Raw genomic sequence first — 25834 nt, forward strand, 5'->3', positions numbered from 1 at the left:
CTTTGGAATCTAACTAACACCGAGAAGTCCACCTGACTACTACAATAAAATAGTCACGCACCCGATCTCTGGAGTTCTAGCAGTGGGCTTATTTGATGATTTGAGTCGGTTTTTAGAAAACCGTTTAGAAGAATTCTTGCGTAACAATCCACATTTGGAGTTAGAGGCGCTGCTAGAACAGCTGCGTGAGCAAGAAGAAGACACATTAAAGCTGATCGCAGATTTACAATTACAAGAGAAGCGATCGCAAGAAGAAATTCTCTCCACCGCTCAAGAAATTCAGCGTTGGCATATCCGCGTTCAAAAAGCCAAAAACGCTAATAGAGAAGATTTGGCAAGTGCTGCGGGTGAGCGAGAAGCAGCCCTGTTGCGCGAAGGAAATCAGCGCTGGGGACACATGCAAGGGCTGAAAGAACGCATTAACCAATCTCAGGAACTACTGCACAAAATTCAGCAACGCCGACAGGAGGTGCAAGCCAAAGCCGCCGAAGCACAGACAGCCCGAGAGCAAGCGCAAACTCAGCAGCGTTTTGAAACTAGTGGTTGGTCAAATAAAACTAGCAATTATTCTAGTGGTTTTGATGACTTAGAAGAGAAGTTCCGTAGCTGGGAAACTCAAGATGAGTTAGAACAAATGAAGCGCAATCTAGGGAAATAATCTTACAGGCATACTTATTTTATAGCACTAGCCCTTTCAAGGTAGGTAAAAATCTTACTCGATAAATTCTTCTTTAACCTCTTAAACCCGGTTATTTGTGCCTCTATAGTTCAAAATTTGTTGACCGTAGAGACGCAGAGGGTGCAGAGATAAAAAAGAAATTATACAAGTTACCTTGAAAGGGCTAGTCCTAAATACTATTAATTTGTTGCAACAATTCACAAATCTTTTTCATAAATTGCCCCACTTAATTATACGTTGGCACAAATGTAAGCATTATCAAGTGGGATCAAAGTTCAAAAGCTGTTATTGACCAGAACCGCTTTTAGTAGTATCACTTGTGGTAGAAGAACCACCATTAGATGTACTATTTGACTGGTCTGCTCCTTGAGGTAGAGTAGTTTTAGAGGCATCATTTTTCGTACTTGGGGTGACAGTATTAGTAGAAGTACCGCCCTCATTTTGCAAAGTAGAAGTATTACTCGTTGGACTTTGTGTCGCTTTAGGGGTTGGCTGGGTTACAGAAGGCGCTTTTTCTGCCGCAGGTTGCTGGGGTGGAATAGTAATATTAATATTTGGTTGGCGAGGTGCAGGCGTTATAACCTGCTGTTGTGGTACAGGTACTGGTACAGGTACTGCTACTGGTACTTCCTTAGTTCTTTCAATTATCGTCGTTCGTGGTTGAGGAGATGCAGAGGCGCTGGGGGTTGGACTGCTGCTATTACTCGGTACAGGAACCAAAACCGGTACAGTATTATCAACTGCTGCCTTATTACTCTGGTTGAAGTACCATACCCCACCTATAATCAAACCAAGCAGAGAAGTAACGATAATACCCAACAACAAACCACCACTAGCATTCTTCTCGTCACGCTCGGCTAAATCGGCTTGCTGGGATGTACGCTCACTATTCCGACCTTCTACATAACCGTTTTGGTAAGAATTGGGATTAGCTGTGCTGTTGTTAACCGTTTCACTGCTTCGTGTCAAATGGGTGTGAGTATTACCATTAGTGTCAGTGTAAGATTCTTGCTTGACTTCACTGCTTTTGATTTCGCGTTCGTTTGGAACAGACATAGCTGTTAATTTCACTCCTTAATACGATATTGAGAAACTAAAACTTTGTAAAAAACAAGAGGTTTTAATGAGTTGAAAGATATATGTTGCTGATAAATATTGAGTTTTATTTGCTACCCAACTGTTGGTAATCATCAGAATAACCTCTGAGATCGGCAACCGGCTCTATCTCTAGAGAGTTAATACTCAATCTAAAGAAAGAGTATCCCAAAGATGGATGTTATTACAGTGTTACCTAATGGCTAGTACCGCAAGGCGGAATTCAAAATGACGCTCTCTACGAGACGCTGCACGTAGCTTGCTTCCCCGCAGGGGTACGCTGGACTCACTCTAAGCGGAGCCATACCGTTGGCGTTAGCGCAGCGTGTCGCAGACACGCTGCGCTAACAAAATTCAAAATTAATGCAGCGTAAGCGTTTCGTTGATTTGGAATGGTCTATTTATTTCCGCCGTGTTGTATTAGCCGTAACACACCCTAACTTTTTATTTATTTTATAAATAGGCTCTAATATTTAGGATTAGCCCCTTTAAGTTGTTGTGTAATAGTCCTAATTTATTTATGTACTTGGTTTATCCCTGCTTTTCTCATTTTTGAAGAAAAAAAGAGGCACTGAGGTTTCTCAGAGGATGTTTGAAAAGTCCTCTTGTCGGTATCAAAAGTTCTAGATCCCCCTAAATCCCCTTTAAAAAGGGGGACTTTGATTCCAGTTCCCCCCTTTTTAAGGGGGGTTAGGGGGGATCTAAAAGTGTCTAAAGTCACAGTGAAAAACTTGTTCATTCAACCTCTCAGATTACTGTAAAATATTTTCTAAAAATTCTGTATTACTAATAACAAATTTTGCTAATTATTTAATATTAAAAGTTTTATATATTCATCTTTTTAACGATTACATCTAAGATTTCTCCCAACGACAATGAGCAAAATCTGAAGTCTTACCAAGCTAGATTTGGTAAAGCTTCACAAAGAATTTGTACTACAATCATCAAGAAAGTTAAATCTGGAAATTGTATTTAATTTACTAATCAGGATTTATTTTTCTGATAAAGTTTACTAAAGTCAAGTTTTGCCTCTTCTTTGTATTACTACTCGCATATCGTAATAATACTTAAGTGATTTTGATTAATCGTCAATGGCGAGAAGATATAAAAATCTTGTACTTTTAAACGATAATGTGTAATCTATCACATTTCTCTCTCTACTATTTGGTGTTGTTGCCGCAGTGTTTTCTAAATGTTTTCCATGAGAACTGAGGCAGAAATAATATATGTTTTTAGACATTTTAGCTAGCCTACAACGATTATTTGTGGGTTATATTCCAGCCGCCGTTTTGGGTAGTTTTATCGGATATCTAGTAGGGATGAATAGCATGATTTATCAGCTTTTTCGGCTGATATTTCAGATACCACATAGTATCCCTCCTATAGCTTTGCTACCTATTGCTTTAATAGTGTTTCAAGAAAGCGAATCTGCTGCTACTTCAGTAGTTTTTATCGGAACTCTCTGGACGATGATTATTAATACGGCAATCGGTATGCGACATTTTCATAGGCAGAATAATAACTTTCGAGTAGCTATCTTCCATATATTTCATGCCTTGAAAGTTAGTATTTGGGTAGCCTGGTTTATAGTTATTGCTATAGAAATGTTAACAGGCCCAAAAGGACTTGGCTTTACCCTCTGGGAAGCTTATAAAGCTGGGAATGCTGATTATATCATTCAGGTGATTCTCTATATTGGTATCATTGGCTTTTTGCTGGATCAGTTACTAGATTTCGCAGCTTATATTCTGTCACAAATGGTTTCAGATGGGAAAAAATCTTCCTAAATTTTATCTGGGCTTGCGGATTGCACCTTGCCAGCTAATAGTTTGCTTGGCAGAACGTATTCCCAAAGAACGAGTTGCTACGACTTCAATATCAACGTTGACACCAGGGCGTAAAGCTTCGTCAGGAATTTTGAGTTTACCCAAGGCTAGAGTAAAACGATTGTAGTCACGAGTCACAAGTTCATTGGGAATATCTCCTTCATATTCAGTTTTGTAGCTAGAAGAACCGTACAAGTTATCCTTTGCTAAGAATTTGATGCGAAACTGAGTATTAATCGCATCAGATTTTGCTGCTAAATCAACTATTTTTAAGTTGAGGTTTTGTCCTGCTTCGGCAAACTCTGCTACAGCTAACCGGGTGACATCTTTCTTAGGAATGGCATGGTTAACGGTAAATGTTGTTAAGTTAGACTCATTTTTGGTGTTACCATCAACCCATAAGTCCTCGGAAAAAGTTACTTCTACTTGTTTGTTGTCAGTTAAATTCAGTGTGACAGCTTGATTGCCAAAGCTGGTTATGGGTTGTCTTTCTTGCCAAACTATTTGAAAAGTCTCTTCTAGACGCTGTTCAAACTCTCGATAATCATCTGCGATCGCAGAACCAGGCGCAAGTAGAGAAACTGCTCCAATGCGTTGATTCCACTTATTCTTTGAGAGGTTTACTGGTTTGTTTGTCAGTTCCGAAATTGCTAGCTGCACTGTTGGAGTATCAGCGGCCAAAGCTTCCTTGCTATTTACAATACTTAAAGTTCCCAAGCGCCCTTGGCTACCATCGCTACCATGACTACCATCCCGCCCATCGTTACCGTCGCTACATCGATAAGTCTTATCTGTACACTTATAATCAGGGCTACCAGGCGTTCCTGTACAAGTTTTCACTTCCCAACTTCGCCTGTGACAGTGACAACCTTCTGTACCGTTTCCACCTCTACCACCGCGTCCGCCTTCCCCGCCAGTTGCGCGGACAGAAATGTTTCGTAAGTCTGCCAAATTGCTGTAATAAACGGTGAGGGAACCACCATTTCCCCCATCTCCTCCCTTACCACCGTTACCGCCATTGCCACCATTTGGTGCATTTATATCATGGCTGACGCGTTGGCGTTGATTACCACAGTCAGGGCGATCGCCATGTTCCCCGTCTTCCCCGTCTTCACCATCTTTACCCGACAAATCAAAATTAATCGGTGAACCATTGACAACAATATTTTGGTTTTCACCGCTTCTACCCGATCGCCCATCGGTTCCTATGCGTCCATCTCTGCCATCATTTCTGGCTACTTTATAGTATTCGTCAGAGGCAACGGCTGGACATAGAACTGAATCAGAAGCAGGTAAAAAGCTCGTAAATAAGCAGAATGTCAGCAGTAGTGGCAACTTACTCCTAAAACCATTGTGCATCTAGTTACACCTAAAACTTTAGTTGAATTATCTACTATTGACGCTGAGTTTCAACAATTTGCTCCCTTTTGTCCACAGAATTCTCGGTCAAGGGAAAGTACAAAGACATAGCTTGAAATAGGGAAGAGTTCACTCTTGATGGAAAAAGGTTTTTATGCCCTCCTGATGAACTACTTTCTGTAGATGTCTAGCGTGGGAATTTTAAAAAATAATCGAGCGTGTTAACAGTAAATTATTCAAAAATAGTAAGGCGAATTAATTTAATTAAATACTTTTAGAGGATATTTTGAAAGTGGTTAGCTGTAATTTTAGGCACTTTTAGATCCCCCCAAACCACGCTTGTTCCCCTTAAAAAGGGGGGCAAAGTCTCTAAAAGTCCCCCTTTTTAAGGGGGATTTAAAACGCCACTCGTACAGAATTTATGCTGTTAACGGTAGCAGGGGTTTAGCCCATTCTGACTCCTGACTCGTGAATTCTGGTTTGATAAAATTTAACTGTTCTATCGAATGAAAACATTGTTAATTTCAGAACAGGATGATAATTGATGATACTTATGGCATAAATCTTCTGATAGAGAGACGAGAACAAGATGAAATTGTATTCTGTTAACAATGTCATTTTGAGGAAAAGGCTTGCTTGTAAGAAAAAGTTGTTTTTACAAAGAATTTAAGTTATGAAAATTACTCAATATTATTACCAAGAAAATCAGAATAATTACCAACAAAAACAGAATGGAGTAAAAAGATGAAGTTTAGGCTAAAACGCCGCAGGCTGGGTCAATTAATGTTCGTCAGCACAATAGCGGCTACGACCAGTAATTTTGTGGAAAAAAGTGTGGCACAAACTCCGGTCAAAAAAACCACTCCAATGCTGAAAAGTTCGATACCTGAAACTATGAAGGTGACGCTAAAAGTGAACGGAACAGCACATAGTCTACAGATTGAACCGCGTGTTACTTTACTTGATGCACTTCGGGAATACATAGGATTAACTGGTAGTAAAAAAGGTTGTGATCACGGTCAATGCGGTGCTTGTACCGTGCTGGTTGATGGGCGGCGTGTTAACTCATGCCTGACTTTTGCCATCATGCACACAGATGCTGCCATCACAACTATTGAAGGACTGGAGCAAGGAAATAATTTGCACCCGATGCAAGCTGCGTTTGTTGCCCGCGATGCATTTCAGTGCGGCTATTGCACACCGGGACAAATTTGTTCGGCAGTGGGTTTAGTCAAGGAAGGACACGCTAAATCAGATGCCGACATTCAGGAATTGATGAGCGGGAATATTTGCCGTTGCGGTGCTTATCCAAATATCGTGGCTGCTGTCCGCGATGTCTTAGAAGGAAAAAAAGATGCAGCCGTTTAACTATAAAAAAGCAGGACAAGCTGAGAATGCTGTGGCTTTGGTAGCTCCGGATGCTCAAGCTTCGTACCTTGCTGGTGGTACTAGCTTGATCGATCTGATGAAGCTGAATGTCCAGACTCCAACAGAATTGGTTGACATTAACCCATTAACGCTGACCAAGATAGAAATGCAGGGTAACGGCGTGCGGATTGGCGCAATGGCACGCAATAGTGACGTTGCTTATAATGCGATGATTCAGGAGCGTTACCCTGTGTTATCGGAAGCGTTGCTGTCTGGGGCATCACCACAATTGCGAAATATGGCAAGTGTGGGCGGCAATTTACTGCAACGTACTCGCTGTTACTACTTCCGCGATACTTCAATGCCCTGTAACAAGCGCGTTCCCGGTTCGGGTTGTCCGGCAATCGAGGGTTACAATCGCATCCATGCAATTCTCGGCGGTAGCGATCGCTGTATTGCCACTCATCCTTCCGATATGGCGGTGGCAATGGTGGCACTCGATGCCGTTGTGCAAACGCGCGGACCGAGAGGAGAACGCAGTATTCCGCTCGTCGATTTTCATCTCGTACCAGGTGATACACCAGAAAGAGAGACAGTTTTGCAACACGGAGAGTTAATCGTTGCCGTTGATTTGCCTGCCTCAAACCTTGCTAGGCGATCGCACTATTTAAAAGTCCGCGATCGCGCCTCCTATGCCTTTGCGATGGCATCGGTTGCGGCGGCATTAGATGTTCAAAATGGCATCATTCGCGCTGCCCGCATTGCCTTGGGTGGAGTAGGAACAAAGCCTTGGCGTGCCTACGAAGCGGAAAAAGCGCTTTTGAATAAGCCAGCAAACCAGGCAGCATTTCAAGCAGCAGCAAATGCCGCCGTTGCTGGAGCAAAACCTCAAAAATACAACGCATTTAAGGTCGAACTGACTAGACGCACCATTGTTAAGGCGCTGGCAACGGTAGGAGGAATGGCATGAATACAGGCGATAAAAATACAGTTGTTGGCAAACCCCTCAATCGAGTTGATGGGCATTTGAAGGTGACTGGTGGTGCACGCTATGCGGCTGAGTTTCCAGTAGCAAAAATGACTTATGGCGTGACAATTCAAAGCACGATCGCTAAAGGTAAGATTGCCCAAATCGATACCAAGGCGGCGGAGCAAGTACCGGGTGTGTTAGCGATAATTACCCACCTGAATGCACCAAAAGCTTCTGGAGAAAAGGGCGGCGGTAGCAAGCTGCAAGTGCTGCAAGATAATGTTGTGCTTTATAGCGGTCAGCACATTGGTGTCGTGGTTGCCGATACCTTTGAACGAGCCATGTATGCTGCCTCACTGGTGCAAGTCCGCTATGACGAAGAAAAACCGACCATCAATATGCGGGATAACCTCGCTAAGGCATACTTACCTAAAGGTAAAATCCCTAGAGAAGAATCGCCCGATTCATCTCACGGCAATGTCAACCAGGGACTAGCGAATGCGGCTGTCCGCGTCGAGCAAACCTATACTACACCAATCGAAAATCACAATCCAATGGAGCCTCACGCCACAACAGCAGTTTGGCAAGGCGATCAATTGTTGCTATATGACGCAACTCAGGGAATCTTTTCGGCTCAACAAAAAGTTGCGGGGGTATTAGGAATTGAGCCAGAGAAAGTCCGCGTTATGTCTTACTTTGTTGGCGGTGGCTTTGGTTGCAAAGGGTCGGCTTGGTCGCATGTGCCTCTAGCGGCGATCGCAGCAAGGCAGGTTAATCGCCCAGTAAAATTAGTTCTGGGACGAATCCAAATGTATGGGCCTGTGGGCTTTCGACCAGAGACAATTCAACAAGTTTCTCTAGGTGCAACCCGCGACGGAAAATTGACCGCGCTACGACACACTGGCACTTCCCAGACTTCAACTTTCGATGAATTTATCGAACCTGTTGGCAAAAGCGCCCGCATGATTTACGCTTGCCCGAATATCGAAACTAGCCATCGTCTAGTTCAGATCGATCAGGGAACACCAACCTACATGCGGGCCCCAGGCGAAGCTTCTGGGTCGTTTGCCTTAGAATCGGCAATGGACGAACTAGCTTATGCACTCAATATCGATCCGGTAGAACTGCGTCTGCGTAACCATGCGGATGTCGATCCTACTAAAGGACTGCCTTGGTCGAGCAAGTCACTTATCCAATGCTACAAGCTAGGAGCAGAAAAATTTGGCTGGCAAAAGCGCAATCCTAAGCCCCGTTCGATGCGCGACGGCAATTATTTGATTGGTTGGGGGATGGCTACAGCTACTTATCCTACCAATCGTTCTCCGGCATCAGCGATCGCTCAAATTATGGCGGACGGCACAGCAGTTGTCCAAAGCGGTTCTCAGGATATTGGTACGGGAACTTATACTGTAATGACTCAAGTTGCAGCTGAGGCGCTTGGTCTACCAGTTGAGAAAGTTCGCTTTGAACTAGGCGATACTAAAATGCCAAAAACCCCCGTTTCCGGTGGTTCACAAACCGCCGCTAGTGTAAGTTCAGCTGTGCATTTAGTGGGAAATCAAGCTCGCAGTAAGCTTTTGCAACTAGCACTTGCCGATCAAAAATCACCGCTTTATAGTTCAAAAGCTGAGGATGTAATTGCCGAAAATGGCAGCTTTTTCTTAAAAAATAAATCCTCCGTTAGCGAAACATATCAAGCAATCTTGGCACGACATGGAATGAAAGCGATCGAAGCGCGTGCAGATGCCAAACCTGGAGACGAACAAAAGAAGTTCTCAATGCACTCATTTGGATCGCAATTTGCCGAAGTTCGCGTTAACCCTGATTCTGGCGAAGTGCGAGTAACGCGCTGGGTGGGAAGCTTTGGTGTTGGACGCATACTCAACGCTAAAACAGCTAACAGTCAACTCATCAGTGGGATTGTCTACGGTATCGGTATGGCACTGATGGAACATACGGTAATAGACCCAAACTTCGGACGGGTGGTTAACCATGATTTAGCTGAATATCACGTACCAGTGAATGCAGATATTCCCGATATTCAGGTGTTGTTTGTCGATGAACGCGATCCACATATCAACCCGCTTGGTGTTAAAGGGATTGGTGAAATTGGCATTACTGGTACTGCGGCGGCGATCGCCAACGCTGTCTATCATGCCACAGGTAAACGCGTTCGTGATTTGCCAATCACATTAGATAAACTGCTGTAGATATTGCGATCGCTCGTTTTTAAATTCCATCAAAATTGATTAACTGGCGATCGCTTCTAGCGGACGGTTACGCCGGGAGCAACGCGAAAAAGTGAGATCCTCGTGAAAAGAGCAGGGGGAGTGAAGAGAAAACTTTAGTATTTTTACGACTTTTATAGCTATAAATACACTTATTTCTTTCTCTTCCCCTGCCTCCCCTGCTCCCCCTGCTCCCCCTGCTCACAAAATCGCATTGCTCCCGTTACGCCATCGCAACTGCCTTTTTACGAGAAGGACGCTTGCGGTCTGATTTTTTCTTTAATCCCACTGCTTGAGCTTGATCGCTATCTGACCCATATTGCCCGCGCACAACTTCTTTCATCGCTAATACAGCATTATGAAATTCCCATTCTGCTAATCGGGCAGCATCAGCAGCAGCACGATATAAAGCTAGTTTCTCAGTTTCGGTTTGTTGAGAAATCAACATCGTCTGATAAACTTCTTGTAACTTTGCAGATGAAGCATCAGCACGAGTTGTATTATAGGTGCTGACGGTTTGCAAACCGTGGAATGAGCTAATATCTTGACTAATGGTTTGAAGGCGCAAACGGCGTGTTGTGTCTTGGATAGTCATAGATTTATCCTGTGGTATATGGGTACATTAAATGTACCCATTAAAACTCAAAAAATATCAGTAACCTAAACTTTTAAAATTAATCGAGCTTTAACAATGTCATTGACTTGCATTCATAATGCATTGACTTGCATTCATAATGCATTGACTTGCATTCATAATGCATTGACTTGCATTCATAATGCATTGACTTGCATTCATAACGCATCGACTTGCATTCATAATGCATCGACTTGCATTCATAACGCATCGACTTGCATTCATAACGCATCGACTTGCATTCATAACGCATCGACTTGCATTCACAGTTCAATCAGTTTTAAACTACAAAGAGCATTAAAATTTTTAACACTCCAAAGCTGAAGTATCACTAGTGGGAATACAATCAGAAGATTATCCAGTTTTGTTAATATAGACTGCACTAGAAAATAGCGGAGGTTAAAGCAATGGATGGGCGCGATCGGTACTTACGAATCGCTCTGGTTCTTTTTGGAATAGCTTTTCTACTTATCTATCCGTTAACTCAGGTCTGGGCATCGGGCTGGTTATGGCAACCAGGTCAGCACGAATACGAACAAATGATCGTTGGTGTTTATGCGACGCTTGGTGTCTTTTTGCTGTTGGCTTCAAGGCAACCAGAAGCTTACCTCAGTTTAATCTGGTTTACCGTCTGGTCAAGTTTAGTCCACGGGCTAATTATGGCGGTACATGCAGTAATTGACCCTGTTGAACATGGACACCTGTTTGGTGATATTCCAGCATTATTTTTGGTAGCAATTGTCTTGGGCTTTTTAGCGCCTCGCAAATTGGTGTCAAGTACATAGAACGAGGCATCAAGTTCATAGACAGAAAGAATTTGCACATCCGCTCCAATGACTTGTTCTGCTGCGTCATTAACCAGCTTATCCATCTTTTCGGGCAACGTGAACAGCAGAAAGAAATGAGAGGTATACACTGTCTCCAAAGTTCCTCAGCTTTTCCCGCAATCCTGTAAATAGCAACTCCTTTGCCTTTGGCTCTAGTCTCCTAAAGGTACTTAATAGCTTAAGGTAGTTATCAATGCTGTACGTAACCTCACACACGATTTGCTCAGTCACCAACTCCTTAAAATAACCAGAGTCTAGAATGTCTTGCTCAAACCCTCTCAAAATTTCCGCTTGAGTTTCCGCACCTTCATACCGCGCAAGTGAGGGAACATAAGCTTGATACACTTCCTCGATCGCTTGATAAACTTCGTATTTCGGTTCAGGGGTCAGATTCCATAACAGGATGAGAAACCCGTTGTCGTGTAATGCCGTCGCTGCCTTAGCATACCGAATCTCTGACGGTATCCAGTGAAAAGCATTAGCAGATAGAACGGCATTGAACTGTTTTGCTTTCACTTCCCATTCCTCAAATGAGGTGTTCTGGATTGCAACGTTTGGATAGGTTGCACAGTTGTGTTGTGCCAAATGACAAAAATCCTGGTTTGGCTCAAGACACGTCATTGGAAAACCAAATTGAGCAAAAGCTACCGTTGCATTTCCTGGCCCACAACCGACCTCAAGAATCGATGCATCTGAGTCAAGTTGGGCTAAAACGACAGACCGCTCGATCAGTTGCTTTGGATATTGTGCTCTGGCGTTGTAATAAATATCAGCAACGGGAGAATACCAATTCCTTCGCTGTTCTAAATCTATAGAAGCTCTAGCATTTATTTCTTGTTTAGAGTCTTGCATAAGCTAGTTTTATCAATAAAGCAAGCTTAAACAAAAGGTAAGCATTGTGAATGCATCTTACGGGGTAAGTTTCAAAACACACCTTAGTTAGATTCTCTGTGCCATATAGCCGTGATACTATTCGGCTCATTCCTGTTGTTGCTTGTAGGAGACAATTATGGAAATCAGTAGACGCAGCTTGTTAAAAACTGCTTCCGCTTCGGGATTAGTCGCAGCAGGACTTGCAGTTTCGGAAGGATTTTTGCAGCCGCTTCTGGCCCAAACAGAACCAGTTGATGAAAAGACTCAACTGTTAACTCAAAATTCAGCCACTCCAACTCGACGCGGCGAAATGTTGTATCGCAACCTTGGACGCACCGGAGAACAAGTATCTGTAATTGGTTTGGGTGGGTATCACATTGGAAGTATTAAAGAGGAGCAAGAAAGTATCAAACTGATCCGCAGCGCCATCGATCGCGGCATCAACTTTATGGATAACTCTTGGGATTATCACAACGGACGTAGCCATCGGTGGATGGGAAATGCTCTTAAAAATGGTTATCGCGACAAAGTTTTTCTAATGACAAAAATTGATGGTCGCAGTAAAAGCGCTGCCAAAATGCAGATTGATGAATCGCTCAAAGATTTGCAAGTCGATCGCATTGATTTAATGCAGCATCATGAAATACTACGCTTTGAAGACCCCGATCGCGTCTTTGCTCCTGGCGGCTCAATGGAAGCAGTTGTTGAGGCACAGAAGGCGGGCAAAATTCGTTATATAGGCTTTACAGGACACAAAAATCCCCTGATTCATCTTCAGATGTTAGAAACTGCCACACAAAATGGTTTTCGCTTTGACACTGTACAGATGCCTTTAAATGTAATGGATGCCCATTTTAGAAGTTTTGAACACCAGGTTTTACCTGTGTTAGTCAAAAATAATATTGGCGTGCTGGGAATGAAATCGATCGGAGAGTCTTACATTCTCAGAAGTAATACCGTTAGTGCGATCGAGTGCCTACATTATGCAATGAATTTGCCAACGTCAGTTGTAATTACGGGCATCGATAGCATGGAAATTTTAGACCAGGCGTTTGAGGCAGTTCGCACGTTTGAGCCAATGGATCGCGCCCGAGTTACAGCACTGTTAGCGCGTACCCGTGAGGCAGCAGCGAAAGGGCAGTATGAACGATATAAGACCACAAACCAAAATGATAGTACAGCAACGAATCCAGCTTATCTTGGGTAAATATTAATACTATATTTAAGCGTTTGTTTATGCAAACAGCGATGTCTACCGCGGGCTAAGACTACGCAATTTTGTAGGTGTGAATTATATCAAGTTTCTGGCTTTATGCATATCCTCTGAAAATCAATTCTTATGTAAGTTAATTTGATGCATTTTTACAAAAAGCCAGGGAATTCATTACTATCTCTGTCTTTATTGCTGCTGAGTCTATCGATTGGAAGATGTATTTATCCTCAAAACTTCGATGATGTGAAGGGGGGTACAAATAGATTGACTTCGATCCACTTTGTGTCTGCTAAAAGGATTGCTATTTCCTTCAAGTAAGACACCATCTAAAAGATCATTAAATTATTCAATGAAACTTGGAAACGATCGTGTCCGATCGCCACGGTTCTGATAAAAAAATACAGCTTTATCTAAGGAGAGCATTGATTATGTCCAACTTCAAAATATTCTCTACTGGTTTAGTAGTGATCGCCTTATCTGCGGCGACTGGTTGCACACCAACTACCCCCCATGACCAAAATACATCGCAAGTTCCACCTGCTAACTCTGTGCAAGCGACTGAGAGTCCATCACCAACTACATCGGGACAAAATACCCTTAGTTCTTCAGACAGAAAGTTCATGACTGAAGCAGCTGTTGGTGGTTTAGCAGAAGTCCAACTAGGACAACTGGCATCACAACGGGGAACTAGCAATACAGTCAAACAGTATGGACAGCGTATGGTTCAAGATCATACCCAAGTCAACAATCAACTCAAACAGTTAGCGACTCAGAAAGGTGTCACGCTACCAACTACTATCGACAGCAAAAATCAGCAAGTGAGGCAACGCTTGTCCAAGCTTTCTGGTACTAACTTCGATCGCCAATATCTGAATCAAATGCTTCAAGATCATCAAAAGGATGTCGCTGCATTTCAAAGTCAAGCTCAACAAGGACAAGATCCAGACGTGAAAGCATTTGCAGCTCAAGCGCTACCAACCCTCCAAGAACACCTGCAACAAGTTAGTTCCATTGTTAATCCTGGTGCAACTTCAACTAGTAGCCCAACTCCAACCAGTAGCCCAACTTCAACTAGTAGCCCAACTTCAACTAGTAGCCCAACTTCAACTAGCACCCCAACTCCAACCAGCACTCCGTAAGTCCAAAATTTCATCATTAAGGAACCAGAATGTCTGAATTGTTTAAAGGAGAATTTTCTCGTCGTCAGATTCTAACAACTGCTGGATTAGGAGCTATTTCAGCCGCAGCACTAGGTAGTATGGGCGAAGAAGTTGCTGCCCAACAACCAACTGGGCAAGCTACCCCACGCGGAGGTTCTTTGCCACCTCAGATTAAGTTTGCGCCGATCTCGGAAAAGACTGAAGTAGATACAGGCGGTCCTCCGACTGCATTGCCACTAGAGCGACGCTTAGGATTTGCGATCGTTGGACTGGGCAGACTAGCATTGGAAGAAATCATGCCTGCGTTTGCAGAATGTAAACTAGCAAAGCCAACTGCATTAGTTAGTGGTGATGCTGCCAAAGCAAATCTTGTTGCCCAGCAGTATGGCATTAAACCGCAGAATGTTTACAACTATCAGAATTACGACAATCTCCGCAACAATTCAGACGTTGATGTAATTTATATTGTACTGCCCAACAGTATGCACCGAGAATATACGGTGCGTGGTGCTAAAGCCGGGAAGCATATCTTATGTGAAAAGCCAATGGCAACCACAGTTGAAGATGCTCAACAGATGATCGACGCGTGTAAACAAGCCGATCGCAAGTTGATGATTGCTTATCGCTGCCAATACGAGCCGCACCATCGCGCCATGATTCAGATGATTCGCAGCAAAGAATTGGGAACTGTGAAGGTGATTCAGGCAGATAACGGACAAAATCAGGGCGGGGACTTAAATCAGTGGCGATTAAAACGCGCTTTAGCTGGAGGTGGATCTTTACCAGATGTGGGAATCTACTGCTTGAATGCAACTCGCTATTTGACCGGAGAAGAACCGATCGCAATTAGCGCCCAAGTCTTCAGCACTCCTGGCGATCCGCGCTTCAAAGAAGTGGAAGAAAACGTTACTTTTCAACTGCGGTTTCCCAGTGGAGTGCTGGGAATTTGCTCAACTAGCTACGGCTTTCATGAAGCGCGGCGGTTTCGCGTCTTCGGCTCTGATGCTTGGGGACAACTCGATCCGGGGTTCTCTTACAACGGTTTGCGGATGATGATTTCGCGCAAATCACCAACCAACAGCATGGCAGAAAACATCAGTGAAGTGCGGATAGGTGAAAAAAACCAGTTTGCCTTAGAAATCGATCACATGGCAGATTGCGTGATTCAGAATAAACAACCCCATACACCTGGGGAAGAAGGTTTGCAAGACCAAAAACTAGTAGCCTTGATTTACGAAGCCGCACAAACAGGCAAAACGATCGCTCTACCTCGTGTGTCAGGATTGGATGTCACTCGTGGCCCCGCTCCTAGAGCGCTTCAATAAATACGTGCATACCGCGAGCGATTGGGCCAGCGATCGCAGGTTTTATTTTGGTAGCAACAAATCTTTATTACATGATTTATAGTCATCAATCTCAATAAGCACGAGCTGAGAAAAGACCTCCGATGAATTGCGATCGTTCTATCGTTAATGTCCTACTATAAATAGAAAAATAAGCAGTCAAATGAACGAATTACAAGCAATCTTAGAAGGCTTTGAGTCCAGTCAAAAAAGTGGTGAAATTACTTTTCTTGCTACTGTAGTTAAAACTCAAGGTTCAACCTATCGCCGACCGGGTGCCAAAATGTTGATGACAAATACAGGTCTGATTATTGGCACAATCAGCGCTGGTTGCTTGGAGAACGACGTACTTGAGTATACAAAACAACGAATGTCGGACGGTAAACCAATTGTTGTTACTTACAATAGCACTGCCTCTGAAGATATTCTTTGGGGCTTTGGTTTGGGGTGTAATGGGATAGTGCAAGTTCTTATCGAACGGCTGGAGACAGAAAGTACACTCAATGCGATCGCTTTTACACAAGAGTGCTTTGATCAAAAACATTTGGGTGTTATTGCTACAGTCTTTGCTTTTGAAGGCGGGGTAGATGTGAAACTTGGGTCGCGCTTACTGCTGTATCCAAATGGTAAAATTATCACTGATATTAAAGATCCAAATTTAATTAAATCTCTAAGTGCAGATACTCAAGTAGCCCTTGCTAATCAAAAGTCAAGTGTAAAAAACTATCAATTACCTTTAGGCAGTGCAGAAGTTTTTATCGAAGTCATCCAACCGCCTACACCATTAGTAATATTTGGTGCTGGTTATGATGCTGTACCCGTAGCCCAGTTTGCTCAAGCATTAGGTTGGGAAGTTACTGTCGTCGATTGTCGAGCTAATGAGGCAACTAAAATACGATTCTCTTCGCCTTGCAATGTGATTCTTAGCAATCGAGATATTGTACATAAACAAGTTTTAATAAACGAGCGCACAGTGGCTGTAGTGATGACTCATAATTATCTTGACGATCTAGAAATTTTAAAGATAATGCTACCATCTCCTGCACGCTACATTGGGATTTTAGGGCCAAAGCATCGCACAGAAAGATTGCTTCAAGATTTATCGACAGAAAAAATAGTTACTACTAACGAACAATTAAATAGATTGTATAGTCCTATTGGTATTGATATCGGCGCAGATACACCCGAAGAAATTGCGATCGCCATCATTGCGGAAATTCAAGCAGTGCTAACAAACCGTCAAAGTAATTTTTTAAAAAATCGTAATCAACCAATTCATCAAAATTATCAAAGTAACTTAAATCTCTTATTAGCGACATAGTATTTATCTATGGTATCGACCACTGAGCAAAAAGAAACTGAAACATCAAGTATAGCTATTATTATTCTTGCGGCGGGTGCATCTACCCGTATGGGCACACCAAAACAACTCTTGCTTTATCAGGGACGGAGTTTTGTACATCACATCACAGAAATTGCGATCGCTTCAGTTTGTCAACCTGTGGTAGTAGTACTTGGAGCAAATGCAGAACAGATTTGTGCCCAAATTAAACAACTTCCCATTAAAGTAGTTAAAAACCTGGATTGGGCTTGTGGAATGAGTGCTTCCATCAAAAGCGGTATTGAATTGCTAAATAATCTACCGCAAAAAATAGAGGGAGTAGTTATTACACTTTGCGACCAACTATTTATTTCTCCTCAACTTATCGATCAACTTGTTGATACATATTATTCGAGTAACAAAGCAATTATTGCTTGCGAATATGGGGAGACATTAGGTGTACCTGCTCTATTTAGTCAGAGATTTTTTTCAGAACTAGCTACTTTGAAAGAGACTTCAGGAGCAAAAAAAGTTATTAATAATAACCTGGATGAAGTGTTTTCTATTCCGTTTCCTCTAGGGAGTATCGATATTGATACACCAAAAGATTATGAACAATTGCTATTAATGACCAGAGCGGCTGATGAAGTTCAGGTCAACAGAAAGTCCCTAAGTTAAGGAAATCTCCCATCCAAAGTAAAGTTAATATATGCTATGCCTAAAGATACACGCTTTTTGGTAGTAATTTATGTGAATCTCAATTGGGGAAAGTCGTTATCTTTGAATCAGGGATTATGCCACAATACTTTGGACAACTGCACACAACAGAAGCGCCTTGGTCAATTCTTGGGGCAGTACAAGCAATACAACAAAATGAGCGCCATATCCTCTTCCAGTGCGGTGGCCCCTGTCTAACAGTTAGCGTGCTAGCAGCTAACTTAATTCGGGTACGGATGACCCCAAGTGGTGAATTTCTCTCCAGGCGATCGTGGGCAGTAACACAAGCTGATGAAGAATGGCCTGCTGTGCCCTTTGAAGTGCGCGAAAAAGCAGAGACTATAGAAATTGAAACTGAGCAATTGTGTATTGTCGTGTCCCGCAATCCTTGTCGGCTCCAGTTCTTTGACTCAGCAGGACAGCCCTTTGCTCACGATACAGACTTAGGCATGGGGTGGCGGACAGGGGAGGTTGCTGGCTGGAAACGGATTGAATCTGACGAACATTTCTATGGTTTTGGTGAACCTACTGGTTTACTAGATCAGCGTTCAAAAGTCAAAACCAACTGGGCATCAGATGCGATCGATTACGGCATCATGACAGACAGTATGTATCAGGCGATTCCCTTTTTCATCGCCTTGCGTCCTGGGTTGGGGTATGGGCTTTTTTTTAATACTACTTATTGGAGCCGATTTGATCTGGGCGCACAACAGCCTGGAGTCTGGCAAATGGAGACTGAGGGGAATGAATTAGATTACTACATTATTTATGGGCCTGAACCTGCAAAAATTATCCAAACCTACACCCAACTAACCGGAAGGATGCCTTTGCCACCTCGATGGTCATTGGGTTATCACCAATGTCGCTGGAGTTACGAGTCACAAGATATAGTACGCAAACTAGCTGATGAATTTCGTCAGCGTCGCATTCCCTGTGATGTTATTCATTTAGATATTGACTATATGAATAGCTATAGGGTTTTTACCTGGAGTCCCAAGCGATTTGCTGACCCTCAAAAATTAATCCAAAATCTCAAACAAGATGGATTTAAAGTAGTAACAATCGTCGATCCGGGAGTCAAATACGAGCCAGAAGCAGATTACAAAGTCTTTGACGAAGGATTAAAAAATAATTATTTTATCAGAAAAACTAATGGTCAGTTATTTCACGGCTATGTTTGGCCAGACAAAGCTGTTTTTCCTGATTACCTACGGACTGAAGTTAGAGATTGGTGGGGAAATTGGCAAAGCAGTCTAACTGATATTGGTGTTGCCGGCATCTGGAATGATATGAATGAACCCGCACTTGATGACCGTCCATTCGGCGATCCTGGTAACAAAATTTCCTTTCCTCTTGATGCACCGCAGGGTCCAACTGACGAGATAACCACCCACAAGGAAACCCACAATCTCTATGGGCTAATGATGGCACAGGCATCTTATCAAGGAGCTAAAATATCTCGTCCGACTGAACGCTCTTTTGTATTAACACGCTCTGGATATGCCGGCATTCAACGCTGGTCAGCTATATGGACAGGAGACAATCAATCTCTGTGGGAACACTTAGAAATGTCCATACCAATGCTTTGTAACCTGGGTTTATCGGGTGTTGCCTTTGTCGGTAGTGATATTGGAGGGTTTGCTGGGAATGCTACGGCTGAACTATTTGCTCGTTGGATGCAACTAGGAATGCTTTACCCCTTGATGCGTGGACATTCAGCATTAACTACTGCACAGCATGAGCCTTGGATATTTGGCGATCGCATCGAAAAAATCTGCCGCGATTACATTGAACTTCGTTATCAACTACTACCTTACATTTACACTCTTTTTTGGTTAGCTGCAACTACTGGCGCACCGATTCTTCGCCCACTTCTCTATCATTTTCCCAACGATCCAAAGACCTTTTCTCTAGCCGATCAAGTAATGCTAGGCCCCTCCTTACTAGCAGCACCAATTTACCGTCCAGGTGTAGAACATCGTGCCGTCTATTTGCCGGAAGGTTGTTGGTACGATTGGTGGAGTGGGGAGGAATTTACAGGGCCAGCTCACATTCTTGCTTATGCACCATTGGAGAAAATGCCGTTATATGTTCGTGCTGGCTCGATTATTGCGATCGCACCAGTAATGCAACATGTAGATGAACATCCCATAGACCAAATGAGGCTGCGAATCTGGAAAGGCGTTGGTGAGTTTACCCTTTATGAAGATGATGGTCATACTTTTGAGTACCAAACAGGAGCCTTTTCCACCACAACTTACCGCGTTTATTCCGAACAGCAAAGAACCATTGTTGAGATTGCAGCCAGAGAAGGCGAGTTTTCACCTATAACGCGTGAGACCATTGTGGAACTAGTCGGCGTTAGTGAACAGAGTTTTCTAGATGATGGTACTGCCCATCGGTTGGAATTTTCTACTTATGCAGATCCATGATGTAGTAATTGTATAGTTATGTCCCCAGCTTGCGATCGTGGCATTCATGATATAAAAAGATAAAGCAACTTTTGTCAATCAGTAAAAATACTCAAAAAAATCATCATAAAATCAGATGAGAGCAAGAAGCAATAATTGTCTTTTCCTCACATCTAATTCTCTTGACTTTCTTTTACTTTTGGCTCAATCCGATTTAGTTAACCATTTTTCTCTTCTCTCTGAGTCGCGCCAGTTGCTTCTCCTGTCGGAGACGCTGCGCGAACAAGTCGGGAAACCGCAAGGGCGCACTGGCAACTTTTTGCCTCTGCGGTTTAACAAAAAGTTTTAACTTTAACTGAACCGTATTGACTTTTAGCTGACGACAAAATTTACCAACTTTCCAGGCACTACAATTACCTTTTTAATCTCTTTACCTTCGATGTAACGCTGGGCAATTTCTGATTCACGGGCATATTTCTCCAACGCTGCTTTATCTGCTTGTGCTGGTACTTGAATCGCACCACGAGTTTTACCCATAACTTGAATCACTAAAGTGATTTCATCAGCTACCAAAGCATCAGGGTCAAATGATGGCCAAGTTTGAGTGTGAACTGAATCACTTTCACCCAACAAATGCCACAATTCATCAGCAATGTGTGGTGCAAAGGGTGCTAGTAACATCACCAAAGTGCGAATCCCTTCTGCGTAAATTGGTGAATTTTTCCCATCGGCATCAGTTAAGGCATTACTCAACTTCATCAATTCTGAAATAGCTGTGTTGAATTGATATTCGTCTTCTACATCTTCTGTCACCGCTTGAATAGCCGTGTGAATTGCCCGTCGCAATTCCTTTTCTGTCTTAGTTAAATCAGATAGTTGAGCTTTTTTGCGGGATACCCCAGCAGTAATATAATCTGTCACCAAACGCCAAACCCGATTTAAAAAGCGGAATTGTCCTTCCACATCGGCTTCATCCCATTCCAGGTCTTTTTCTGGCGGCGCTTTGAACAAGATGAACATCCGCGCTGTGTCTACACCGTATTTAGAAATTACATCTTCTGGTGCTACACCGTTGCCCTTTGATTTAGACATCGTGGCATAAACAAGTTGCAGTGCTTCACCTGTTTTAGGATCTCGTGGATCGGCTGGATCTACAAGATTAAAGGGAACCCACTTATCTTTACCACCCTTATTGGGATTTGTGTAAGTTAAACCCTGCACCATACCTTGAGTTAACAGGCGTTGGAAGGGTTCATCAAAGTTCAGTAACCCTCTGTCCCGCAGAACCTTAGTGACGAATCGCGAATACAACAAATGTAAAATTGCGTGTTCAATCCCACCCACATACTGATTTACTGGCATCCAGTCGTTAACTTTACTGGAATCAAAAACCTGTTGTTCATTTTTAGCGTCAGGGAAGCGCAAGAAATACCACGAAGAATCAATAAAAGTGTCCATCGTGTCAGTTTCCCGCTTCGCTGGAGTGCTGCAAGTTGGACAAGGCACATTTACCCAGCTTTCTAACTGAGTTAAAGGTGAACCGCCGCGTCCAGTAAATTCCACCTCTTCTGGCAACTGGACTGGCAAATCTTTGTCAGGTACTGGCACTATTCCACAGTTGGGACAGTGAATTACAGGTATTGGTGCGCCCCAATAACGCTGTCGTGAAATTAGCCAATCCCGTAAGCGATATTGCACCCGCACTTTACCAAAACCTTGTTTTTCGGCGTGTTCAATAATTGCTTGTTTAGCATCGACAGAAGCCATACCAGTAAAAGCCCCAGAATTAATTAAAATTCCTGGTTCAGTGTATGCCTTGTTATAGTCAATTTGGATGACTTGTGAGACTTCATCAGTGTTTGATGTTGGAGTTAAGTCAAAATCTGCAACATCATCTGGGGAAGCAATAACAAAATCAACTGGTAAATTGTAATTTTTCGCAAACTTAAAATCGCGGACATCGTGTGCTGGTACACCCATCACGGCTCCAGTACCATACTCATACAATACATAGTCAGCAATCCAAATCGGCACTTCTTCCCCTGTAAATGGGTTAATTGCCTTACCACCTGTGGGGATACCCCGCTTAGGTTTGTCTTCAGAAGTACGTTCCAACTCACTTTGATTGGAAACCTCTTTAATAAAGACTTCTACCTCCGCTTGCTGTTCTTTTGTGGTTACACGTTTTGTTAAGGGATGTTCTGGTGCTAACACCAGGTAGCTGACACCATAAACGGTATCTGGGCGCGTAGTATACACGGCGAGCTTTTCATCTATCCCAATGATAGGAAATTCTAAATAAGCCCCTGTAGATTTACCAATCCAGTTTGCCTGCATCGATTTGACGCGTTCCGGCCAACCTGTCAACTTATCCAAGTCATTAAGTAATTCGTCAGCGTAGTTGGTAATTTTAAAAAACCACTGCCGCAACAACTTGCGTTCAACTATTGCGCCACTGCGCCAAGAACGTCCTTCGTTATCAACTTGTTCATTTGCCAATACAGTTTGGTCAATAGGATCCCAGTTTACGGCTGCTTCTTTTTGGTAAGCTAACCCTGCTTGCAAAAACTGTAAGAAAATCCATTGCGTCCACTTATAATAATCTGGCGAACAGGTAGCAAGCTCACACTCCCAATCAATAGATAAACCAAGACGCTGCAATTGCTGCCGCATCTGGGCAATATTTTGATAAGTCCACTTTGCTGGCGGTACACCACGGTCAATGGCGGCGTTTTCTGCTGGCAAGCCAAAGGCATCCCAACCCATTGGGTGTATTACCCGATACCCTTGCATTCGCTTGAGACGGGCAATCACGTCGCTAATCGTATAATTACGGACGTGACCCATATGTAGGCTGCCCGATGGATAAGGGAACATGGATAAAGCGTAGAATTTTGGCTTATTGCCAGCTGAAGATATCTTATCTAAGCCAAGTTCTACCCATGTTTTCTGCCATTTTTCCTCAATTGCTGCTGGGTTATATCGGGAATCCACCAAAAATTCTCCTACTGGGTCTATCTATCTTCACATAGCAAGTTAACCTATATTGTAGGTCAACTACTCATAGATAGATTTATATAATTGAGCATCAGCCTGATTATGCCCAAACTGTTAGTGTTTCAGTTATAGCAATAGTCATTTGATGAAGGTTTAGATGGTTGAATCAAATATAAAATTTTCTGATGGGGTGCGGGTTTTTGTCTACGGCACACTCAAACCAGGTGAAGCTAACTATAAAAAATACTGTGCTGACAAAGTAGTTGATGTCAAGAAAGCTTTTGTAGAAGGTAAATTGTTTGCTCTGCCAATGGGCTACCCAGCAATGACGCTAGGGGATAGCAAAGTTTATGGATACTTACTTTCTTTTTCTAACCCAATAATTTTAAATCAGCTAGATGTGCTAGAAAATTACCAGCCCACTAGACAAGCGCCAGAAAACCTCTATAACCGACAAATTATCGAGGTTTATGAGCTACAATCGCTCTCTCTGGGTTGGGCTTGGGTTTATTTAATGACTCTAGAGGAAATTGACCAATTCGGGGGCTTCCTCCAACCTGAAGGCTGGTGGAGTGGCTGTGGTTTAACCGCAAAGTCCAGTTATGAACTGTGACTTATGAATGCGATTAGTTTATGTCCTGTTTGGAGTCGTGCCGTTGCAGCTGTACCGGATAAATTGGATTTTCTGGAGAAGCTACAGCTGCTTTCGGAATTTCAATTACCGGATTATTTAGTCCCACCATCAGAGGGGAGGGTGGAATTATAGACGCTGCTGAGGAAGTTTGGATCGGTTCTTTTTCTGGTCGTTGCGCCAGTTGCGGCAGACTCGAACCACCAGATACTAAGCTAAATACTGCACCGATTACACAAGCAGCAGCGGCTGCGCTTCCCGCTAACCAGTTGAACCGGGAGCGGCGGCGCAAGCGTGTCAATACTTGCCCAAGTGTTGCTTCTGTTGACTCTTGGGCTGTGGGGACTGGGAGAGTCCGCAAGCCTTGGCGCAGCTTTAACAGTCGCGCATACAAGCATTGAACTGAGGCATCATTTGCCAGCCATTCTTCTACTTGCCTGCGTTCAGAGGCTGTGACTTCACCATCAAGGTAAGCACTCAATAACTCGAAGCGATCGCGCTTCACTATATCCATAAGACCCGTTGATTCATTGGTATGCTTGGCCATCCCATCTGACAAATCTTGAGGAAGTTGCAAAGGAGAACGGTCGTAAAACTGAGAATCAGTTGTCATCTTAACATTATTAACAATTCAGACACGGGTAAAATAGGCAGCAATTTCGGGAAAATTAGCCATTTTTCCTTCTCAAGGCAGAATCGATCTGCGTCTTTCTGGTAATTCTTAATCTATGCTTAAATTCTGCCATTCGGCAGAGGCAATATACTGTAAATTAGGAGTCTAAATAATTCTGCAAGTGAGCTTGCAGTCTTGATCTAGCTCTGGCTATTCTTGACTTCACAGTTCCTAAAGAAACCCCAGTGATTTCAGCAATTTCTTCATAAGCCATGCCTTCGATTTCTCTTAGGACAATGGTAGTACGAAAAACTTCTGGTAAATCCGCGATCGCTTCCCGCAATTGCTCGTAAAATTCTCTAGTTGTCAGTTCTTCTTCAGGCCCGGGAGTATCGCCGGCGATTTCCCAATCCATCTCACCGTCCTCTACCGAGCGGGGAGCATCCAGTGACAAAGGACTAACAACCCGCTTGCGTTTCCGCAACTCATCGTAAAACAAGTTGGTGGCAATGCGGCTTAACCAGCCCCGAAATTTAGCAGGCTCTTGTAATCGGTTAATATTCCGATACACGCGAATCCAAACTTCTTGAGCTAAATCGGCTCTGTCAGCCCAATCTGGAGCTAGGTGGTATAGAACTCTATCAACTTGACTTTGATAGCGGCGTAATAGCTCTGAAAACGCAACACGATCTGGTCGCAGTCCTGCTTGACAGCGCAAAATTAAATCGTGGTTAGGGAGTTTGTCAACTTGCACTGATGCTTCTGGACACTTTGCATCAACCGTTGACCAGGATACAGTAATCGACTGACTCATAGATCGTACTGGCTCTAAATCATCCCTATCTATTAGACATGCTAATGGGATAGAAGTTCCATACTAAGGTGACGGATTTATTACTGGAACACGGAGCCAGACAATTTTGGATACATTTATAGCAATAAAGTGAGCCACTTTTTCCTTATACTGCTGGCATAGTTGCCCAAGACTTATCAGCTAACAAAGGGGCAGGATGATGCACATTTCAGGACTTTTAGCAACTGGGTATATACGCTTGATAAAAATAATTAAATCTGGTTATTAAGGATGAAGAGAAAAATTTTGTAATTCTAACTTCTTGATACCTTTGAAATTCGGGTAATAATTGCTGGGAGTTGGGTTGCTGCGGTTATTATAATGGTGATTTATTTCTTTGATTTTATCACCACAATAGTTGCCGATTGTTCTATTTGTGACCCGTAGATAGCACCAGTATTATGTTGCTCTGGTACGCGGACTTGAAAAAATAAATTAAGGGAAAATGTAATTGTGACTGCTAAAAATAGTTTTTCAAACATGGTTTTTCTGCCACCTACACCACTAATCATTGATTGCTATATCGCAAAAGTTCCAGCAGAAAGTCGGAGTAAAGGCTTACAACACCTTTGGAGTTTTGCTGCTTGGGCAATTTCTATAGTCTTAGTTTGCCCAAAGGTGTTGGCAGATTTATAGCGGAAATGATAAGTATTGATAAATTTTTGATAATCGGATGATGAACCCATCCAATTGGTCGGCTGGATATGTCAGGGATA

21 protein-coding genes are annotated in these 25834 nt (G+C 43.0%); 14 read left to right on the plus strand and 7 right to left on the minus strand.

Annotated features, from left to right (window positions below; all coding sequences use genetic code 11):
* Window positions 1-82 precede the first annotated feature (82 nt).
* Window positions 83-658 (plus strand): TIGR04376 family protein, encoded by a 576-nt coding sequence (locus V7K42_RS15855; RefSeq protein WP_334917651.1) that lies wholly within the window; start codon window positions 83-85, stop codon window positions 656-658.
* 306 nt (window positions 659-964) lie between these two features.
* Here V7K42_RS15855 and V7K42_RS15860 read toward each other — a convergent pair whose 3' ends face one another.
* Entirely contained in the window at window positions 965-1735 is a 771-nt protein-coding gene (locus V7K42_RS15860) for a hypothetical protein (RefSeq protein ID WP_334917653.1), read from the minus strand.
* Window positions 1736-3000: 1265 nt separating this feature from the next.
* Between V7K42_RS15860 and V7K42_RS15865 the strand changes: the two genes are divergently transcribed.
* Window positions 3001-3561 (plus strand): nitrate transporter, encoded by a 561-nt coding sequence (locus V7K42_RS15865; protein WP_334917655.1) that lies wholly within the window; start codon window positions 3001-3003, stop codon window positions 3559-3561.
* 3 nt (window positions 3562-3564) lie between these two features.
* On the opposite strand, the gene V7K42_RS15870 is transcribed toward V7K42_RS15865, so the two are convergent.
* Window positions 3565-4959, minus strand: coding sequence for a collagen-like protein (locus V7K42_RS15870; RefSeq protein WP_334917657.1), 1395 nt, complete (start codon window positions 4957-4959; stop codon window positions 3565-3567).
* 744 nt (window positions 4960-5703) lie between these two features.
* Here V7K42_RS15870 and V7K42_RS15875 point away from each other — a divergent pair.
* Genes V7K42_RS15875 through V7K42_RS15885 form a run of 3 tightly spaced genes read left to right on the plus strand, consistent with a single transcriptional unit; the run spans window position 5704 to window position 9507 of the window.
* Window positions 5704-6327, plus strand: coding sequence for a (2Fe-2S)-binding protein (locus V7K42_RS15875; RefSeq protein ID WP_334917659.1), 624 nt, complete (start codon window positions 5704-5706; stop codon window positions 6325-6327).
* Entirely contained in the window at window positions 6314-7297 is a 984-nt protein-coding gene (locus V7K42_RS15880; protein WP_334917661.1) for an FAD binding domain-containing protein, read from the plus strand. The genes V7K42_RS15875 and V7K42_RS15880 overlap by 14 nt, the downstream gene beginning before the upstream one ends.
* Window positions 7294-9507 carry a xanthine dehydrogenase family protein molybdopterin-binding subunit gene (locus V7K42_RS15885; protein ID WP_334917663.1) on the plus strand — a complete coding sequence of 738 codons (2214 nt, stop codon included), beginning with the start codon at window positions 7294-7296 and terminating at the stop codon, window positions 9505-9507. The genes V7K42_RS15880 and V7K42_RS15885 overlap by 4 nt, the downstream gene beginning before the upstream one ends.
* A 241-nt stretch (window positions 9508-9748) precedes the next feature.
* On the opposite strand, the gene V7K42_RS15890 is transcribed toward V7K42_RS15885, so the two are convergent.
* Window positions 9749-10120: a hypothetical protein gene (locus V7K42_RS15890; RefSeq protein ID WP_334917665.1), complete on the minus strand. Its 372-nt coding sequence runs from the start codon at window positions 10118-10120 to the stop codon at window positions 9749-9751.
* 446 nt (window positions 10121-10566) lie between these two features.
* On the opposite strand from V7K42_RS15890, the gene V7K42_RS15895 reads away from it, so the two are divergent.
* Window positions 10567-10944, plus strand: a complete 378-nt coding sequence (locus tag V7K42_RS15895; RefSeq protein WP_334917667.1) for a DUF6632 domain-containing protein — start codon at window positions 10567-10569, stop codon at window positions 10942-10944.
* Window positions 10945-11022: 78 nt separating this feature from the next.
* Here the strand turns inward: V7K42_RS15895 and V7K42_RS15900 are convergent, their stop codons facing one another.
* Window positions 11023-11838: a class I SAM-dependent methyltransferase gene (locus V7K42_RS15900; RefSeq protein ID WP_334886566.1), complete on the minus strand. Its 816-nt coding sequence runs from the start codon at window positions 11836-11838 to the stop codon at window positions 11023-11025.
* Window positions 11839-11995: 157 nt separating this feature from the next.
* Here V7K42_RS15900 and V7K42_RS15905 point away from each other — a divergent pair, with 157 nt between their 5' ends.
* From V7K42_RS15905 to V7K42_RS15930, 6 genes are all read left to right on the plus strand, one after another.
* Window positions 11996-13066: an aldo/keto reductase gene (locus tag V7K42_RS15905; protein ID WP_094345227.1), complete on the plus strand. Its 1071-nt coding sequence runs from the start codon at window positions 11996-11998 to the stop codon at window positions 13064-13066.
* A 434-nt stretch (window positions 13067-13500) separates the two neighbouring features.
* Window positions 13501-14211: a DUF4142 domain-containing protein gene (locus V7K42_RS15910; protein ID WP_334917669.1), complete on the plus strand. Its 711-nt coding sequence runs from the start codon at window positions 13501-13503 to the stop codon at window positions 14209-14211.
* 29 nt (window positions 14212-14240) lie between these two features.
* On the plus strand, window positions 14241-15557 hold the full coding sequence (locus V7K42_RS15915; RefSeq protein WP_334917671.1) for a Gfo/Idh/MocA family protein: 1317 nt from the start codon (window positions 14241-14243) through the stop codon (window positions 15555-15557).
* Between the two features lie 181 nt (window positions 15558-15738).
* The gene (locus V7K42_RS15920) at window positions 15739-16896 is read left to right on the plus strand and encodes an XdhC family protein (RefSeq protein WP_334917673.1); all 1158 of its coding nucleotides are present in this window, start codon (window positions 15739-15741) and stop codon (window positions 16894-16896) included.
* A 9-nt stretch (window positions 16897-16905) separates the two neighbouring features.
* Complete coding sequence (locus V7K42_RS15925) at window positions 16906-17574, plus strand: nucleotidyltransferase family protein (protein ID WP_334917675.1); 669 nt, start codon at window positions 16906-16908, stop codon at window positions 17572-17574.
* A 116-nt stretch (window positions 17575-17690) separates the two neighbouring features.
* Window positions 17691-20045, plus strand: coding sequence for a glycoside hydrolase family 31 protein (locus tag V7K42_RS15930; protein ID WP_334917676.1), 2355 nt, complete (start codon window positions 17691-17693; stop codon window positions 20043-20045).
* Window positions 20046-20396: 351 nt separating this feature from the next.
* Here V7K42_RS15930 and leuS read toward each other — a convergent pair whose 3' ends face one another.
* A complete protein-coding gene (gene leuS / locus V7K42_RS15935; RefSeq protein WP_334917678.1) occupies window positions 20397-23018 on the minus strand; it encodes a leucine--tRNA ligase in 2622 nt (873 codons plus the stop codon).
* A gap of 160 nt (window positions 23019-23178) precedes the next feature.
* On the opposite strand from leuS, the gene V7K42_RS15940 reads away from it, so the two are divergent.
* A complete protein-coding gene (locus V7K42_RS15940) occupies window positions 23179-23634 on the plus strand; it encodes a gamma-glutamylcyclotransferase family protein (RefSeq protein WP_334917679.1) in 456 nt (151 codons plus the stop codon).
* A 13-nt stretch (window positions 23635-23647) separates the two neighbouring features.
* Here V7K42_RS15940 and V7K42_RS15945 read toward each other — a convergent pair whose 3' ends face one another.
* Both V7K42_RS15945 and V7K42_RS15950 read right to left on the minus strand, forming a co-directional pair.
* Complete coding sequence (locus tag V7K42_RS15945; protein WP_334917680.1) at window positions 23648-24265, minus strand: anti-sigma factor family protein; 618 nt, start codon at window positions 24263-24265, stop codon at window positions 23648-23650.
* 157 nt (window positions 24266-24422) lie between these two features.
* On the minus strand, window positions 24423-25079 hold the full coding sequence (locus V7K42_RS15950; RefSeq protein WP_334886553.1) for a sigma-70 family RNA polymerase sigma factor: 657 nt from the start codon (window positions 25077-25079) through the stop codon (window positions 24423-24425).
* A 492-nt stretch (window positions 25080-25571) separates the two neighbouring features.
* Between V7K42_RS15950 and V7K42_RS15955 the strand changes: the two genes are divergently transcribed.
* Entirely contained in the window at window positions 25572-25754 is a 183-nt protein-coding gene (locus V7K42_RS15955; protein WP_334917682.1) for a hypothetical protein, read from the plus strand.
* Window positions 25755-25834: the final 80 nt, after the last annotated feature.

The sequence above is a fragment of the Nostoc sp. genome (assembly GCF_036917455.1).
Lineage (GTDB): Bacteria > Cyanobacteriota > Cyanobacteriia > Cyanobacteriales > Nostocaceae > Nostoc.